This window comes from Clostridium sp. (assembly GCF_040797585.1).
Taxonomy (GTDB): domain Bacteria; phylum Bacillota; class Clostridia; order Clostridiales; family Clostridiaceae; genus Clostridium_Z.
In genome coordinates this window covers 1-16,477 of sequence record NZ_JBFNEO010000042.1, presented here as the reverse complement: position 1 = coordinate 16,477, position 16,477 = coordinate 1, and the positions used below count along the sequence as shown (strand labels likewise).

Annotated in this window: 16 protein-coding genes and 1 tRNA gene; 3 read left to right on the top strand and 14 right to left on the bottom strand. The window is 29.4% G+C overall.

Going from position 1 to position 16,477, the window contains the following annotated elements; all coding sequences use genetic code 11:
• Positions 1-119 precede the first annotated feature (119 nt).
• The 6 genes from AB2369_RS04630 to AB2369_RS04605 form a co-directional block, all read right to left on the bottom strand.
• Positions 120-195 (bottom strand) — tRNA-Thr (locus AB2369_RS04630).
• A 121-nt stretch (positions 196-316) separates the two neighbouring features.
• Positions 317-961: an RNA polymerase sporulation sigma factor SigH gene (gene sigH / locus AB2369_RS04625; protein WP_367665309.1), complete on the bottom strand. Its 645-nt coding sequence runs from the start codon at positions 959-961 to the stop codon at positions 317-319.
• Between the two features lie 72 nt (positions 962-1,033).
• The gene (locus tag AB2369_RS04620; RefSeq protein ID WP_367665308.1) at positions 1,034-1,543 is read right to left on the bottom strand and encodes an NYN domain-containing protein; all 510 of its coding nucleotides are present in this window, start codon (positions 1,541-1,543) and stop codon (positions 1,034-1,036) included.
• 9 nt (positions 1,544-1,552) lie between these two features.
• On the bottom strand, positions 1,553-2,344 hold the full coding sequence (gene rlmB / locus AB2369_RS04615; protein ID WP_367665307.1) for a 23S rRNA (guanosine(2251)-2'-O)-methyltransferase RlmB: 792 nt from the start codon (positions 2,342-2,344) through the stop codon (positions 1,553-1,555).
• A 185-nt stretch (positions 2,345-2,529) separates the two neighbouring features.
• Positions 2,530-2,949 carry a Mini-ribonuclease 3 gene (locus AB2369_RS04610; protein WP_367665306.1) on the bottom strand — a complete coding sequence of 140 codons (420 nt, stop codon included), beginning with the start codon at positions 2,947-2,949 and terminating at the stop codon, positions 2,530-2,532.
• 186 nt (positions 2,950-3,135) lie between these two features.
• Positions 3,136-3,447: a hypothetical protein gene (locus tag AB2369_RS04605; protein ID WP_367665305.1), complete on the bottom strand. Its 312-nt coding sequence runs from the start codon at positions 3,445-3,447 to the stop codon at positions 3,136-3,138.
• Between the two features lie 180 nt (positions 3,448-3,627).
• On the opposite strand from AB2369_RS04605, the gene AB2369_RS04600 reads away from it, so the two are divergent.
• Entirely contained in the window at positions 3,628-4,944 is a 1,317-nt protein-coding gene (locus AB2369_RS04600) for a helix-turn-helix domain-containing protein (RefSeq protein WP_367665304.1), read from the top strand.
• A 456-nt stretch (positions 4,945-5,400) separates the two neighbouring features.
• Here AB2369_RS04600 and cysS read toward each other — a convergent pair whose 3' ends face one another.
• From cysS to AB2369_RS04580, 4 genes are all read right to left on the bottom strand, one after another.
• Positions 5,401-6,798, bottom strand: a complete 1,398-nt coding sequence (gene cysS, locus AB2369_RS04595) for a cysteine--tRNA ligase (protein ID WP_367665310.1) — start codon at positions 6,796-6,798, stop codon at positions 5,401-5,403.
• 151 nt (positions 6,799-6,949) lie between these two features.
• Positions 6,950-8,491 (bottom strand): YbaK/EbsC family protein, encoded by a 1,542-nt coding sequence (locus tag AB2369_RS04590; protein WP_367665303.1) that lies wholly within the window; start codon positions 8,489-8,491, stop codon positions 6,950-6,952.
• Positions 8,492-8,686: 195 nt separating this feature from the next.
• Entirely contained in the window at positions 8,687-9,382 is a 696-nt protein-coding gene (gene ispD / locus AB2369_RS04585) for a 2-C-methyl-D-erythritol 4-phosphate cytidylyltransferase (protein ID WP_367665302.1), read from the bottom strand.
• Positions 9,383-9,404: 22 nt separating this feature from the next.
• Entirely contained in the window at positions 9,405-10,487 is a 1,083-nt protein-coding gene (locus AB2369_RS04580) for a PIN/TRAM domain-containing protein (RefSeq protein WP_367665301.1), read from the bottom strand.
• A gap of 272 nt (positions 10,488-10,759) precedes the next feature.
• Here AB2369_RS04580 and AB2369_RS04575 point away from each other — a divergent pair, with 272 nt between their 5' ends.
• Positions 10,760-11,158 carry a DUF1573 domain-containing protein gene (locus AB2369_RS04575; RefSeq protein WP_367665300.1) on the top strand — a complete coding sequence of 133 codons (399 nt, stop codon included), beginning with the start codon at positions 10,760-10,762 and terminating at the stop codon, positions 11,156-11,158.
• 156 nt (positions 11,159-11,314) lie between these two features.
• Here the strand turns inward: AB2369_RS04575 and disA are convergent, their stop codons facing one another.
• The 4 genes from disA to AB2369_RS04555 form a co-directional block, all read right to left on the bottom strand.
• Positions 11,315-12,379: a DNA integrity scanning diadenylate cyclase DisA gene (gene disA / locus AB2369_RS04570; RefSeq protein ID WP_367665299.1), complete on the bottom strand. Its 1,065-nt coding sequence runs from the start codon at positions 12,377-12,379 to the stop codon at positions 11,315-11,317.
• Between the two features lie 15 nt (positions 12,380-12,394).
• Entirely contained in the window at positions 12,395-13,765 is a 1,371-nt protein-coding gene (radA, locus tag AB2369_RS04565; protein ID WP_367665298.1) for a DNA repair protein RadA, read from the bottom strand.
• Positions 13,766-14,067: 302 nt separating this feature from the next.
• Positions 14,068-14,799 carry a glucosamine-6-phosphate deaminase gene (gene nagB / locus AB2369_RS04560; RefSeq protein WP_367665297.1) on the bottom strand — a complete coding sequence of 244 codons (732 nt, stop codon included), beginning with the start codon at positions 14,797-14,799 and terminating at the stop codon, positions 14,068-14,070.
• Complete coding sequence (locus tag AB2369_RS04555) at positions 14,796-15,518, bottom strand: GntR family transcriptional regulator (RefSeq protein WP_367665296.1); 723 nt, start codon at positions 15,516-15,518, stop codon at positions 14,796-14,798. Before AB2369_RS04555 ends, nagB begins: the two co-directional genes overlap by 4 nt.
• A 205-nt stretch (positions 15,519-15,723) precedes the next feature.
• Between AB2369_RS04555 and AB2369_RS04550 the strand changes: the two genes are divergently transcribed.
• Positions 15,724-16,477, top strand: a 754-nt coding sequence (locus tag AB2369_RS04550) for a hypothetical protein (RefSeq protein ID WP_367665295.1), incomplete at its 3' end; no start/stop codon positions are given.

Below are 16,477 nucleotides of genomic sequence, written 5' to 3'. Positions count from 1 at the left end.
TGTTCCAATGTTAACGTGAGGTTTATTTCTCTCGAATTTTGCCTTTGCCATTGTTCTATTCCTCCTTAAATTAAATATTGCAGTAAACACACCCTGGTGTTTTGTATTTTTCAATATTTTGGAGCTCACGACCGGGATTGAACCGGCGACCTCCGCCTTACCAAGGCGACGCTCTACCTACTGAGCTACATGAGCAATTACTTAAACATAGCGAGTAACGTATTACTCGCTATGTTACACACTTATCATGATTACATTTTAAGTTTAATTTCTTTTTCTAGTTTTGTCAATACTTTTTATTAATATTTTCTTGGTTTTATGGTCTATTATTTAAACATTTTTCTAGCTTTCTTTTCACCCTTTGAAGCGCATTATCTATAGACTTAGCATGCCTATCTAAGTCACAAGCTATTTCCTGGTATGACTTCCCATCTAAGTAAGACATTAGAACTTCCATTTCCAGCCCGGACAAAACTTGACTTATTTCTTTTTCTATATTACTCATCTCTTCTTTACTTATTACCATTTCTTCAGGATCAGTTACTTTTATACCTGCTAAAATGTCTAATAGAGTTCTATCAGATTCTTCTTCATATATAGGTTTATTTAAAGATACATATGTATTAAGAGGAATATGTTTTTGACGAGTAGCGGTTTTTATTGCTGTAATTATCTGTCTTGTTACACATAACTCTGCAAAAGCTCTGAAGGATGCAAGCTTATCTGGTTTAAAATCTCTTATAGCTTTATAAAGACCTATCATACCTTCTTGATATATATCTTCCTTATCAGCACCTATAAGAAAATAAGACTTTGCCTTAGATTTAACAAAATTTTCATATTTATTTATTAAATATTCTTGAGCTCTTGTATTACCATTTTTAGCTTCAATAACAACCTCTTCATCAAGTTTTTCTTTAAAATCACCAATAACGTCTAGATTATGCCCCCTGTTTTCCATTGCATCCCCTCCGAAATTAGTACATCATGCCCCTTAATTATAGCTTAGCTTAAACTTATAGGTCAAGTTTATTCAATGGCTTCTTCTTATTTTTTCTAGTTTTTGTAAGATATTTTCATCTATATTATCTTCTAGTAAATTTCTTTTCTTAACAGTTGATCTTTCAGTGCTTTTTCTTATTTTCCCCTCAACCGCTACTACCTCATGATAAAATTCTATAGAAGACATTCTTATTGCGCCTCTTTGAAAAGCAACTTGTTGCTCTAAAGAATCAGATGTAACAACCACAACTTCTGTTTTTCTACCTATATTATTAACACTCTTTTCTATAAAAGCGTCAGCTGTTTCTCCATCCTTAGTAAATATCACAATTACTTCCCCTACACGCTCTTTTTTTTCCATACTTCCCTGAACCTTATGAGCATCAAATACAAGAAATATTTTACATCCAACATAACTTGAATAATTTTGCATAGTTTCTATAAGCTTTACTCTAGCAGACTCATAGCTATAATCCTTAGTTTCTCTAAGTCCTGGCCAGTGATTTATAACATTATATCCATCAACAAATATAATTCTCACATCATCACCTTATAACCTAGACTTTAATACCTCATACATTAATATTCCACTAGCCACCGAAGCATTCAAAGAATTTATTTTTCCAACCATAGGTATTTTAACTAAAGCATCGCATCTTTCTTTCGTAAGTTTCGACATTCCTTTACCTTCATTCCCTATAACTAAAGCTACTCCTCCTTTAAAGTCTACTTGATAACTATAAGCTTCTCCTGCTATATCTGTACCATAAACCCAAACGCCTTGATTCTTAAGTTCATCAATTATTGAATTTATGTTTGTCACTTTTGCTATTCTCATATGCTCAACGGCTCCAGCTGATGTTTTATATACTGTAGCTGTAACCCCAACATTTCTTCTCTTAGGTATTATTATTCCATGTACACCACAAAGTTCTGCTGTTCTAATTATAGAGCCAAGGTTATGAGGATCTTCAATTTCATCCAAAATAATAATAAATGGATTTTCTTCTTTAGATTTTGCATACTTTAAAATCTCTTCTACCTCATAATACTTATAAGGTGTTACTATAGCAATTACCCCCTGATGGGAATGGCTAACACTCATAGAATCTAGTTTTTTCTTATCTACTTCCTTTATTACTATCTTCTTTTCTTTAGCCAATGCTATTATTTTATTTATAGACCCCTCTTTGTCGCCCTTTGATATAAGTATCTGTTCTATAGTTTTGTCTGATTTTAAGATTTCTATAACTGCATTTCTTCCTTCAATTAAGTCCTCTCTTTCTTTGTTTTCATAAACTTCATTCTTATTAACTTTATTATTAACTTTATTATTGGCCATATTAAGTCTCCTTGTTTTATTCAATATTTTTCTATTATTTTAATTTACAACCCTCTATCAATTATTTATGTAGACTTCTATTTGATTCATTAACATCAATAGAATTGCAATGAATCTTTAATTACACTAAAAAACTTATCATCACTTAGAGTATATTCTATAAGTTTAGTCTTTTAAGGAATATATTATAGTCCTTCTCTAATCATTACGGATCTATTTAATATGTACATCATTCTATCTTTTTGATTTGTAAGATATAAATATCCTACCAACGCCTCAAATCCCGTTGCATTCCTATAATCTCTAACATCTGCATTTTTAGGAACTGTATGAGACTTTGTATTTCTCCCTCTTTTATATACTCCTAGTTCTTCTTCATTAAGTTCTAATTCAAGTTCCTTCATTATATCACTCTGTGCTTTAGCTTTGACATAGTTTATGGCCTTTATATGTAATTTATGAGCTGATAATTGATCATTCTTATTTAATATGGAACTTCTTATATATACTTCATAAATAGCATCTCCAACGAAAGCCAAAGATAATGAATTTAATTGTTTAGCCTCTGAATTAGAATATTTGTGAAAATTAAAATCCTCAATCATTTCTATACTCCTCTTTTATAATCTTCTAAATCATTCTATTATACCATTTAATCTGTGGTTTTTAAAAATATTAATTTTCTTATAAAATATTCTTCATTATTTATTCAAAATAAATAAAGAGAGGTTATCCCTCTCTTTATTTAAATCAGTCTACATCTGCATATTATACATATATCACTATCTCTATTAACTTGGAGAACCCCATGGATTTGGTTCTATCATTTTACTTCCCCATGGATTTGGCTCTATCATTTTACTTCCCCATGGATTTGGCTCTATCATTCTGCTTCCCCATGGATTTGGTTCTATCATTTTGCTTCCCCATGGATTTGGCTCTATCATTCTGCTTCCCCATGGATTTGGCTCTATACTAACTGACATATGGCTTCCCCACGGATTCGGCTCTATACTTTGAGCCTTTGCTACTAATGGTTTAGCAAATAAAGAAAAAGATAAGAATAATGCGCAAGCGGTTAATCTTTTTAAACCTTTATTCATTCTAAAATCCTCCTTATTAATATTTTTACATTTTATACAGCTATATTACCAGCATATATAATAATTGTCAATTAAACCCTTGTATTTTATTGTATATTTCTTATAATTATATTATCAGAATATTTATAATCGCTCGCATCAATGTAAATCCATAAAATTATAATAAAGGAGATTAGATGGATGATAGAAAATAAAATATTAACTCCTGGAAAAAAGTTACTCAAGATAAGAAAGGATCTAAACTTAACACAAAAAGATGTGTCCGGAGATGAAATAAGTAGAAATTTAATAAGCTATATTGAAAACGATAAGATATCTCTTACCAACGATGTGGCTAATATAATATGTTGCAACGTAAATAGAATATGTCTTGAGAAAGGTGTAAACTTTACTCTTACCAAAGAGTTTTTATTAGAGGATCTATCTATCCAATATGATAAGGTAACTAATTATTACTTAGATGAACTATCCAAATATAAATCTGACTTAGAATTAATGGATAGAATAATAGGAGAAATAGATAGATTTTTTAATGAGAATAACTTTTTTAATAAAATACATAAATATAAACTAAAGCTTTATCTAGAAATAGCTAATATATTTAAAGATAATAAATATTATTTTAAAGCTTATATCTATTATATTAAATCCTATGAGAATTGTACTATAGATTCTATAAAAGAAAAGATTTCTATATCATTAAAACTTATAATATGTTGTATAAGTCTAAATAAGAATAAAGAATCATTAGAATATTATCAGCTAGTTATGATTCATAGAAATTCGGCCTCTGATACTGAGATAGTTTATGCCTTATTTAACAGTGCCATATGTTATAAAAGATTAAAAGATTATGACAAAGCTCTTAATCAACTAAATATAATTAAAAATGAATTTTCTTTAGAGCCTAAATTATCTTTAGACGTAGATCTTCTTAACGCTAACTTATATCAATGTAAAAATCACTTTAGTAAATCTATTGAACTTTATTCAAAAATTTTAAAATCCATTAAACCTAACGATATAGAAAATAAGCTTATATGTTTATGTAGTTTACTTGAAATATATATTTCACTTAATGATTCATTAAGTATCAAAGAATATGTAGAAAAGGCTCTACTTCTTATACCATCATATGAAAAGCTTGATGTAAAATCTTACTCTCCTGATATATATGGAGATATAGGAGCATCATTAAAAGCCTTAAATAGATTGGACGAAGCAAAAACTTATCTATTAAAATCCTTAGAAGAAACGAAGGACTTCCAAAAGAAGACAATCATTATAAAATCCTTCGATAGTTTATTAGATATTTGTACTGATTTAAAAGACATAAACACTTTAAACACTACTAAAAATACAATGTTAGAATTCTTATCTTTAAAACTTATGGAAAAAGACGAATCAGTTGTGTACAGGCTCCTAAGCCACTATAACTCTATGGGAGATAGTAGAACTCTATCTGATATATTAAGCTTCTTAAAGAATTTAAACTAAAAAGAGTTGGTGATTTCACCAACTCTTTTTAGTTTGATATTTGTTGTATAGGTTATATATTAAATATTAAAGAGAATACTTATTATCATTGTCATTACTAGTAAAAACAATCTAGTTTTAATTTTCTTCATATAATCACCTCATAGCATAGCTAGTTGATAACTATTTTCAATTATTATTCTATATCATTTGCCTTTATAAGTCAATAACCTATATTGTATATTATTAAAAATTATTATATTTTGTTCTTAGTTTCAAGAAACTTTTTAAATAATTATAATTTTTAATAAAGATAAAATAAAAAATGCTGCATCAGATTGATTTTATAATCAATCTAATGCAGCATTTTTTAGAATAGCTTTTAGCCATATTTATTATTATATATATCATTGTATATTGAAGTAAACTTCAAGGTACCTATAGACTATTCAAAGATTCAGTTTGAAAATTGTACATCTATATCTTTTTCCATCTTACTCCTTGAGGTGTATCTTCTAAAACTATACCTCTTGCTTTTAATTCATCTCTTATTTTATCAGATAATGCCCAGTTCTTTTCTTTTCTAGCCTTTTGTCTCTCCTCTATTAGCATCTCTATCTCATCTTCTAAGCTTTGCTTAGTAGATTTCTGTAGTATACTCATAGTACTTCCAAGTTCTCTTATAAGAGAAAGAGCATATTCTATTATCTCCTTTGAGGATTCACTATTAATATTGCAATTTATATCCTTTATTAAATCAAAAAGTACAGATATAGCATCAGCAGTGTTAAAATCATCATCCATCTTCTCTATGAATTTATTTCTATATCCATCAAGAACCTTTTTATATTCAACCTCATTATTGCTTAACTTATCATTATTAATATTTTCTAATAGATTATCAAGATTATATATAGCATTATATAGTCTCTCCATAGAAGACTTAGCGGAATCTAAAAGTTCTAAGCTAAAGTTTAATTGGGTTCTATAATGTGCTGCTAACATGAAAAATCTTATAACCTCTGCATCATATCTCTCAAGTATTTCTCTAGCTGTAGAGAAATTATTTAAAGACTTCGACATTTTTTGATTATTTACATTAACAAAAGCACTATGAATCCAATAATTTGCAAACTGTTTTCCGCTTCTACACTCACTTTGTGCTACTTCATTTTCATGATGTGGAAAAACAAGATCAGTTCCACCAGCATGAATATCTATAGTCTCTCCAAGTAAACTATGAGCCATGGAAGAACATTCTATATGCCATCCTGGTCTCCCCATCCCCCATGGACTTTCCCATGCAGGCTCTCCTTGTTTTGCAGACTTCCAAAGAGCAAAATCCATAGGATCATTTTTTCTATCATCTATGTCTATTCTAGCTCCTGATTGTAGTTCTTCTATATTTTGACCCGATAACTTTCCATAGTCACTAAATTTCTTAGTACTAAAATATACATCACCATCTACTTCATATGCGTATTCTTTTTCTATAAGATCATTTATAAATTCTATTATTTCATCCACAAATTCTGTAACTCTAGGGTTAACATCAGCTCTTTGAATTAAAAGTGCATCTGCATCTTTATAATACTCATCTATATATCTATCTCCTAATTCTTTAACTGTGGTACCTTCTTCATTTGCTTTTGTAATCATCTTATCATCTATGTCAGTAAAATTTTGTATAAATCTTACCTTGTAACCTCTATACTCTAAATACTTTCTTATAGTGTCACAAACAATAAAAGTTCTAGCATTCCCTATATGAAAGAAATTATATACTGTTGGTCCACAAACATACATTCTAACTTCGCCATCAATTATTGGTTTAAAATCTTCTTTTTTATTTGTTAGAGTATTATATATTTTTATCATAAACTTGATTTCCTCCCAATATCTCTTCAATTAACAAATATATTATATCACGGTAAAATAACCCTGTCGATTAAAGTATATTCTTATTGTTTTATAAAATATAATTTTACTACAATATAGCTTTAAATGAAATATATTATATGGTAGTTTAGAATATTTTAATTCTATTAATTGCTTCCTCTATTGATATAACTTCAAAATCATTATCTATTCTCTCTTTATATTCAACCATTCCCTCAGATATTTTCTTACCTACTGTTACCCTAATAGGTGCACCTATTAAGTCACAATCTTTAAACTTAACCCCTGCCCTATCATCTCGATCATCTAATAGAACCTCTATTTCTGATTCCTTTATAATATTGTATAATTCTAAAGCCTTCTTCTGTTGTTCCTCATTTTTGGACACTGCAACCACAATTATAACTTTATATGGTGTTATATTCTTAGGCCATATAATACCGCTTTCATCTTTATTGTACTCTACCATAGTAGCTAAAACTCTTGAAGTACCTAAGGTATATCTCAATACCATAGGATTTTTTACCTCTCCATCTTTATCATTATATATTAGTGAGTTATCCTCAATAACCTTCTTTAACTTACCTAACTGAATATAATTATGAGTTTCTAGGGCTTCTCCACATACAATACATTCATCACCCTCACAAGGACTTTTAAAATCTCCTATGTCTCCATGAAAATCTCTACTGAAATTAACATTCTCTAGGTGATAATCTGTGGCATTAGCCCCCACTATAAAGTTTTTCATCTTTGATACTTCTTCATCAACTAGAATTTTATCTGCCTTAATTGAAACCGGTCCTGCAAATCCTACCTCTGCTTCTGTAGCATTAAACACTTCCTCTTCGCTTGCCATAAATATATTTTCCGACTCTAAGTATGCCTTAAGCTTATTTTCATTTAAATCTCTATCACCTCTTAATAATACTGCTACAGTCTTATCCTCCCATTTATATATTAGGGTCTTAACTATTCTTTCAGATGATATATTAAAAAATTTTTCTAGATCTTTTATTGTTCTTATATTCTCTGTATAAGTTTTTTTCATATCTTTTAATTCTTCATTATATTCTTTTATCTTGTATTTAGCGGAGTTTATATTCGCCTTATATCCACATTTAGGACATGAAATCATGGTCTTATCTCCCATTGAATTTCTAACCACCATCTCCTCTTCATAGATTTCACTACGGTGATTACCATTTATACATTCTACTGGTATTTTAATCTCTTGTAATATATCTATGAACTTTTCCTTTATTTGTCCATAACTTAATTCTAATTCCTCTTTATTACTATGTATTTTGAACCCTTGGATTTTTCTATACTCCTTAGATCTTATAAGTCCATATTTAGGCTTTTCCTCTGATATATCTATGCTAGTACAATTAAATCCTATTGGTAATTGCTTATAAGTCTTTATATCTAACCCTAAAGCTTTTAATGAGATCTGTGCCTCATCATAACCTAAAGAATTTATATTATTTTTAAATTGATTTTCAAGATTACTTATAGCTTTCATACCTAATGGTAAAAAACTATAAATCCCTTGTTCTTCTTTTCTAATAATCCCCCCTCTAAGCATTAACTTATAGCTCTCAGCATCATTTGTTGCTTCTGCTGGAGCCTCCCTTAAAGTACCTAATAACATATTTGAAGCTTTCATAATTACCCCTCCAACTTTAATTATATTTTATATTAATCTTATGGTATAACTTCCTACCCCTTAATCTTATAAATTAAATTTCTATGGTATTAATTCCTTCTTAATTATTTACTTTATTCATAATTTTATAAATATAATAACAATAGTTGTTTAAGTATAATAAAAGAGAGAATCTTATAAGATTCTCTCTTTTATCTATCTTTCTGTATAATTTTTTACTAAATATCTTGCTAATATTAAATCTTCTGGTGTTGTAACTTTTATATTTGTGTATTTACCCTCAAATAAGTAAACCTTATTTCCTATAAGCTCTGAAGCCATAGTATCATCAGTTACACTTATATTATTTTTATTTATATACTCATGAGCTTTAAGGATCAAATCATATTTAAAACATTGTGGAGTCTGAACTGCAATTAAACTATTTCTCTCTAAAGTACTCTCCGAAAAGCCACTACTTCCCTTAACTTTTATAGTGTCCTTCGGGATAACTCCACAAGCACTTGCTCCATATTCCTTAGCAGTATCTATTCCCTTAATTATAATCTCATCTTCAACAAAAGGTCTTGCTCCATCATGAATTAAAACTATATCACAATCTGTGCAAACTTTTAAACCATTATAAACAGAATCCTGTCTTTCTAAGCCACCTTCTACTATTGCTTTCAATTTTTTAAATTTAAAAATATTTTTTATATTTATATTAAAGTACTCTATGTCATCACTTGATAAAACAACAACTACTTCATCTATATTCTCACAATCATCAAAAGCTTTTATAGTATGGTATAAAACAGGCTTATCATCTAACAAAAGAAATTGTTTTGAAATAGGCTGACACATTCTTTTACCTTTTCCACCAGCTACTATAACTACACAATTTTTGCTCATTGTAAACCTCCCAATCTAGTGGCTAATCCTTTTTCTTTGCAAATATCATTCTTCCTGCTGGAGTTTGAAGAACAGAAGTTACTATAACACATAGGTTTTCCCCTATATATTTTCTTCCTCCCTCAACAACTATCATAGTTCCATCATCTAAGTATGATATTCCTTGACCTGATTCTTTTCCGTCTTTAATGATTTGTATATTCATTTCTTCTCCTGGAAGAACTACAGGCTTTATTGCATTTGCAAGTTCATTTATATTTAATACAGGAACTCCTTGGAACTCTGCTACCTTATTAAGATTGTAATCATTAGTTATAACCTTGCCATTTAAAACTTGAGCAAGCTTTAAGAGTTTACTATCAACCTCTGCAATATCTTTAAAGTCTTTTTCTGATATTTCAACATCAATATTTAACTCTTTCTGTATCTTATTTAGAACATCAAGACCTCTTCTTCCTCTATTTCTCTTAAGTCCATCCGAAGAATCTGCAATATGTCTTAACTCTTCTAAAACAAAGGTAGGTATAATCAAGGTTCCCTCTATAAACCCTGTCTGACAAAGATCAAAGATTCTACCATCTATTATAACTGAGGTATCCAATACTTTTGGTGTTCCCTTAAAAGGATTCTTACTTTTCTTTTCCTTGCTTATTACTGGCTTTTTTATACTTGAAAAAAGACCCATAATCTCATCTTTCTTTTTCACAGAAAGATCTGCTCCAATTATGGCTGCTACTATATTTACACAAGCATAGATTATAACTCCCACCTTAGGTATACTTGTTAATATGCTACCAATCATTGAGGATATTATAAGAGCTATTATAGCCCCCACAGCACCAAATATTATTTCTATGGCTGTTAGTTTCTGCATATGATTCTCTACATAGTCTACTAGTTTTCTTATAAGTCCATAAATAAAGGGAAATAAAATAAAAGTTATTAGTCCAAAAATTAAACAAGATAAAATATAAAATATAATCATTTTAAAGGTAGTTTCAGTGAAAAAACTAAAATAATCTATATTTAGAAGAGATCGCCCCATAACATATCCTAGGGATCCTCCTATAACAGAAAATAGAATTCTTAAGACTTTTCTTAGCATTACCTTCACCTCCTGCATATATATGTTTATATTACGGCTTAAAATCCTTATTATAACTATATCTTAATAAATGTTATATTTCAATATAACACTTATTAATTAATAATTTTTTTACCAAAAACTAATAACCTTGTACCCCCTATTCAAAATATTTTCTTTAATTTAATATATAATTCATGGGAGGTATATAAAACTTCAATTTACATATTTCTATGAAAACACTATAATGAAATTAACAGTGGGGCTTTAAATTTTTAAAAGGAGTGAGACTTATGAAAGATATTATTTTTGATAATTTCCAAAATTGTGTTAATGAGTCTCTGTTAAGACACAAAAGTATATTAGATGTTCTTACTAAATTACAAGACTCTCAAGCTAGGATTAATAGAGCTGTCGCTAAGTCTGTAACCAACTGTGGTTGTATTGAACTTAATGCTGAAAAGCAATGTATACCTGATTCTGAAGATATTATTGAGACATTAAATTCATGTTTTAAAACTCATATAAAAGGAAATCTTTGTGATAATTGTCGTGAAATCATTGAGCAAGAAATAGGTAACCATCTTTTTTACATAACTTCATTATGTAATAACCTTGACTTAAATCTTTATGACATATTTATAAGAGAATATGATAAAATGAATACCTTAGGAAAGTATACCTTTAGATAAATAGAAGCCCAAACTTTGGGCTTCTATTTATCTTATGGCTGGGAGCTGTTATCCCCCATCCTCTTAAAAAGTGGGGAATAGCAGCTGCTACACCCCTAGATTAACTCATCTAACCTTCACCTGGTAGAAAAAACACCATCCAAAGGAAGATTCGTTCTATATGCTCTTATCAAGTACTACCTGTTCTTTTATTCTTCTTAGACCATTTTTTATAGCCTTTGCTCTAGCCTCACCTATTCCTTCTACTTGATCTAGATCATCATATGTGGCTTCAAGAACAGCTTTTAGCTCTTTAAAATGCTTAACCAAATTCTCAATGACACTAGTTGGTATCCTTGGAACCTTATTCAAAATCCTATATCCCCTTGGAGATATTAATGTGTCCATAAGAGGCATACCTGAATATCCTATAATCTTCCCTAATAGCTCTAAATTTAAAAGCTCCTCTTGGGTTATTTTTTGTATATCCTCATATATTTCTTCATGTTTCATATGAGCCTTACAATAATCCCTAATTAATAAAATACCATCTTGCTCTATGAACTTAACTAGCTCATTTAACTGCATAGATATAAGTCTTCCTTCATTACCTAGTTCACATATATATCTTTCTATCTCTGATACTATTCTCATAACCATTTCAGTTCTTTGTATTGCTGTAACCACATCAAATAGAGTTGCTAAATCCTGAAACTCTAGTAAATTAAGATTACTTATAACTCTATCAAGAACAGTTACATATCTCTCTAAAGTTTGAACCGCCTGATTAGCTTTATTTATTATAACGCTACTATCCCTAAGTACATATTTTATATCACCCTTAAAAACCGTTATTATATTTCTTCTTTGGGATATTGCTATAACTATAGAATTGGTTTGCCTTGCAACTCTCTGGGCTGTTCTATGTCTAGTTCCAGTTTCAAAGGTAGGAATTGATGAGTCTGGAATAAGCTGCGAATTAGCCCTTACTATTTTTTTCAAGTCTGAACTTAAGACTATAGCACCATCCATCTTTGCTAGTTCATATATATATGAAGGATTATATTCTGCATTTATACTAAAGCCTCCATCAACAACCTTTAAGATTTCTTCTGTATCTCCTAGCATTATAAGTCCACCAGTTTTAGCTCTTAAAATATTCTCAAGTCCATCTCTAAGATGCGTTCCAGGACCCATTATCTTTAATATATTCTTAAGTTCTTTATCCTTTTCTATTCTCACTCTATCACCTACCTCTTAAAATATTTTATTCATAGCTTCTCTTAAGGTCTTAATTCCATATATATTTAAATCTTTTACTTTAAGCTTTTCCTTATTTCTATCTGGTAAAACTATATTCTTAAATCCCATTTTACTTGCTTCATTTAGTATTCTTTCACAAGAAGAAATAGGTCTTATCTCTCCTGTAAGTCCAACTTCACCTATGGCAACAACTCTCTCTAAATTTGAAACAACTCCCTTTGCACTGGATATAAGAGCTAATGCAACCCCTAAATCTCCTATTGTCCCTTGGAGATTTAAACCACCTACCACATTAACATAAACATCGCAGTTATAAAAAGGTATCTTAAGCTTTTTCTCTAGAACTGCTAGTATTAAGTTTAACCTAGATACATCAATACCAACAGAAGTTCTCCTTGGATTGTAAGCATTAGTTTCACTAACTAGTGCTTGAACCTCTACAAGTATTGGTCTACTCCCTTCCATAGTACCTATAATTATAGATCCTTCTTGATTAAAACTTGTGTCTTCTAAAAACATTTTTGAAGGATCGTATACCTCCATAAGACCTTCTTCTCTCATTTCAAAAACCCCTATTTCACTAGTAGTTCCAAAACGATTCTTTACTGTCCTTAGTATTCTAAATTCCTCTGATCTCTCTCCTTCAAAATAAAGAACGGTATCTACCATATGCTCAAGAACCCTAGGCCCTGCTAATTCTCCTTGTTTTGTAACATGAGCAACTATAAAAAAAGGTATACCTTTTCCTTTAGCCATTCTCATAAGCTCATTAGAGCACTCTCTAACCTGAGATACACTTCCTGGAGCCGATGTTATTGAAGGTTTAAATAGTGTTTGAATTGAATCTATTATTACAAAACTAGGGCTTATATTTTCAATATGTATATCTATATTATCTAAATTAGTCTCAGAAATTACATAAAGATTATTAGAGATAGCTTTTAACCTATCCCCTCTTATTTTTATCTGTTCTTCTGATTCTTCCCCTGATATATAGAGAACCTTTCCATACTTAGTAGCTATATTATTAGCCGTTTGAAGAAGCAAGGTGGATTTACCAATACCTGGATCTCCTGATATTAAGGTTAATGATCCCTTAACAAGCCCCCCTCCTAAAACTCTATTTAATTCATCTATTCCTGTATTAATCCTCTCTGTTTCTCCAGACTTTATTTCCGTTATACTCCTTGGTTTGTCTGATGAAGTTAAGGTCTTAGTTCTACTATTATTATTCGTTGAAGTTTGTGAAATCTTTTGCTCTTCAACGAAACTACTCCATGAATTACAAGATGGACATTTTCCCATCCACTTAGGAGATTCATATCCACATTGTTGACATGTAAATGTACTTCTTATTTTTGCCAAAAAAATCATCTCCAAAATTATATTACATTAAGAAATAATTATACAATATTTTTTAAGTATTTTGTAAATTAACTCATATATTTATTTAATATTTATATCCAAATGTTAAACAAATATGCTAAAAAAGGAATATATATTTAAAATTGTACCATATATCTAGTTCATATAAAATTTAATATTACTTAGAATATATTTTCTACTCCTTTTACCTACAATATCTTTTGCTACTCTTTCTTAACTTGATAAAAATAGGCCTTATTATTAAAATTATTTTAACAATAAGACCTATTATATAAATTATATTATTTATTTAAAAGAGAAGCCGCTGCTTCATCTATAATTATTGTGACATTTGGATGAACTTGTAGTAATGTAGCTGGTATTTCTGTAGTTATTTTTCCTTCCACTAACTTAGATATTATTTCAGCTTTATTTACTCCACTAGCTATAAGTAATATCTTTTTGGCTTTCATTATTCCACCAAGTCCCATGGTTATAGCTTCTGTTGGAACATCTTCCTTCTTTTCGAAAAATCTTGCGTTAGCTTCTATAGTTTCTTCTGTTAAGTCTGTTAAGTGAGTATTCATGTGAAGGAATTTATCTGGTTCATTAAATCCAATATGTCCATTATTACCTATTCCTAGTAACTGAAGATCTATTCCGCCTAAATCTTCTATTCTTTTATCATATCCAGCACACTCTTTTTCTACATCTTCTGCTAATCCATTTGGAACATAAGTATTCTTCTTATCTATATTTATATGATTAAAAAGATTATTGTTCATAAAATATCTATAACTCTGATCATGATCCCCTGATAATCCCTTATATTCATCTAAGTTTATAGATGTAACCTTTGAGAAATCTACTTTACCTACCTTATTCATTTCTATAAGGTTCTTATACATTGAAACTGGTGTTCCACCTGTAGCCAATCCTAATATGGCCTCTGGCTTTTCATTGACAACCTCTGCTAATATTTCTGCTGCCCTTTTACTCATTGCTTCATAATCTTTTTCTATTATTATTCTCATCGTATGATCCCCTCTCGTCTTGAAATGTTTACCTCTAATATATATTTATCACTTCTATATATGGCTTCCTCTATAAAAATAACCTTGTCATTTATGTCTCTATTCTTACTTATATTTTTAATTAATGGTACAGGATCATCTACATTAAATAGTTTCTTAAGTTCATTATTCATTATTATGGCTTCTATAGAAGACTCTGCATACTGAATAGAATATCCAAAGTTTTTTAACATATTAAATAATGATCCCTTTAGCATATCTTCGTCTATATATCCACAATAATCACATGGTATATAAACAATTTCGTTTGCTACTTTCTCATTATCTACAATTCTCATTCTATTAATTTTATATACATGCTCAAAAGGAAAAATATCCTCCATGTGCTCTGGAGTATTTATGGTCTCAAAAGATATAATTTCTGTCCTGAGATTCATTCCTAATTTATTTACTATCTCTGAAAAACTCATCATATCCTTTTGTTTAACCTTAGGCTCACATACAAAAGTACCCTTTCCCTTTTCTTTGACAAGGATACCTTCATGTACTAACTCTCCAAGAGCCTGTCTTATAGTCATCCTAGAAACTCCATATCCTTCGGATAACTCTCTCTCACTATCTATACACTTACCAACCTTCCAAACACCTTGGGATATCTTTTTCTTTATATCTTCCTTAAGCTGATAATATACTGGAATTGGGCTACTTTTATCTATCATAGATATTCCTCCTAAGTTTATTATAATCTATACATCTATAGATGTCTATACCAGTTAAACGTAATTTATTATACTCTATATTAACCTAAAATATAAACAATCATGTCTATGTTGTGTTTTAAAATACCTAGAAATAGTTTACAATATTATTATATTGTATTATAGTCTATTATTATATAATAATTTAAGGATGGTGTTTACCCCTATGACTAAAAAAAATAGATTTTTTATATATACTATATCCTTATTTATAGTTATATTATGTTTAATAGGATTTTTTATATATAGGTCAACATATAACGTACCTAATGATGATAGCCTACTTAAGGAACACATAAATAAATTCCTTAATAAAAATGTAGCATCACCTTATGAAAGTATAGATATTAAAGACATAGTTAACATAGATAATCTTAAATTTGTTCTTATACAAAAAGATAGAAATACTTTAGGAGAGGCCTTGTTAAAGAAGGGTTTAAATGGCAATTATAGAATTATGTCTGTCAACTTCTCTAATGAAAGATATAACCAAGTTGTAGTACCCACATCAAAAAAAGATGTTATATTCTTTTATGGAGTTAATGATGATAAATATCCAGTTCATCATGCTGACCTAAAATTTTCTAATGATGATAATGTGTACTCAATAAAAATACCTGATAAAAAATATTTTGTTTCTTATTTAATTAAAGATAAAACCAGTGGACATACAACATCCTATAGTAGTGAGACCATGACCCTATTTGATAAACACAATGATGATATAACAAAATTCATTAATATTCCTCATGAAAACTATGGTGATGATATATTCCTATATAATAGTACTGAACTTGAAGATTATATAAAAGATAATTACTTTAATGAAGTAAGCAAGTCTAATAAGAATGAAATCTTATCTGAATTTTTGTTGGTAGATAGATCTATTCTTGAAGATAAAACTACTTACTATATACAAG

Coding starts and splice junctions, on each gene's coding strand:
- sigH (WP_367665309.1), bottom strand. CDS start 961: ATGGAAAACAGGGGGCATAATCTAGACGTTATTGGTGATTTTAAAGAA.
- rlmB (WP_367665307.1), bottom strand. CDS start 2,344: ATGGCCAATAATAAAGTTAATAATAAAGTTAATAAGAATGAAGTTTAT.
- AB2369_RS04610 (WP_367665306.1), bottom strand. CDS start 2,949: ATGATTGAGGATTTTAATTTTCACAAATATTCTAATTCAGAGGCTAAA.
- AB2369_RS04605 (WP_367665305.1), bottom strand. CDS start 3,447: ATGAATAAAGGTTTAAAAAGATTAACCGCTTGCGCATTATTCTTATCT.
- AB2369_RS04600 (WP_367665304.1), top strand. CDS start 3,628: ATGATAGAAAATAAAATATTAACTCCTGGAAAAAAGTTACTCAAGATA.
- AB2369_RS04590 (WP_367665303.1), bottom strand. CDS start 8,491: ATGAAAGCTTCAAATATGTTATTAGGTACTTTAAGGGAGGCTCCAGCA.
- ispD (WP_367665302.1), bottom strand. CDS start 9,382: ATGAGCAAAAATTGTGTAGTTATAGTAGCTGGTGGAAAAGGTAAAAGA.
- AB2369_RS04580 (WP_367665301.1), bottom strand. CDS start 10,487: ATGCTAAGAAAAGTCTTAAGAATTCTATTTTCTGTTATAGGAGGATCC.
- AB2369_RS04575 (WP_367665300.1), top strand. CDS start 10,760: ATGAAAGATATTATTTTTGATAATTTCCAAAATTGTGTTAATGAGTCT.
- nagB (WP_367665297.1), bottom strand. CDS start 14,799: ATGAGAATAATAATAGAAAAAGATTATGAAGCAATGAGTAAAAGGGCA.
- AB2369_RS04555 (WP_367665296.1), bottom strand. CDS start 15,518: ATGATAGATAAAAGTAGCCCAATTCCAGTATATTATCAGCTTAAGGAA.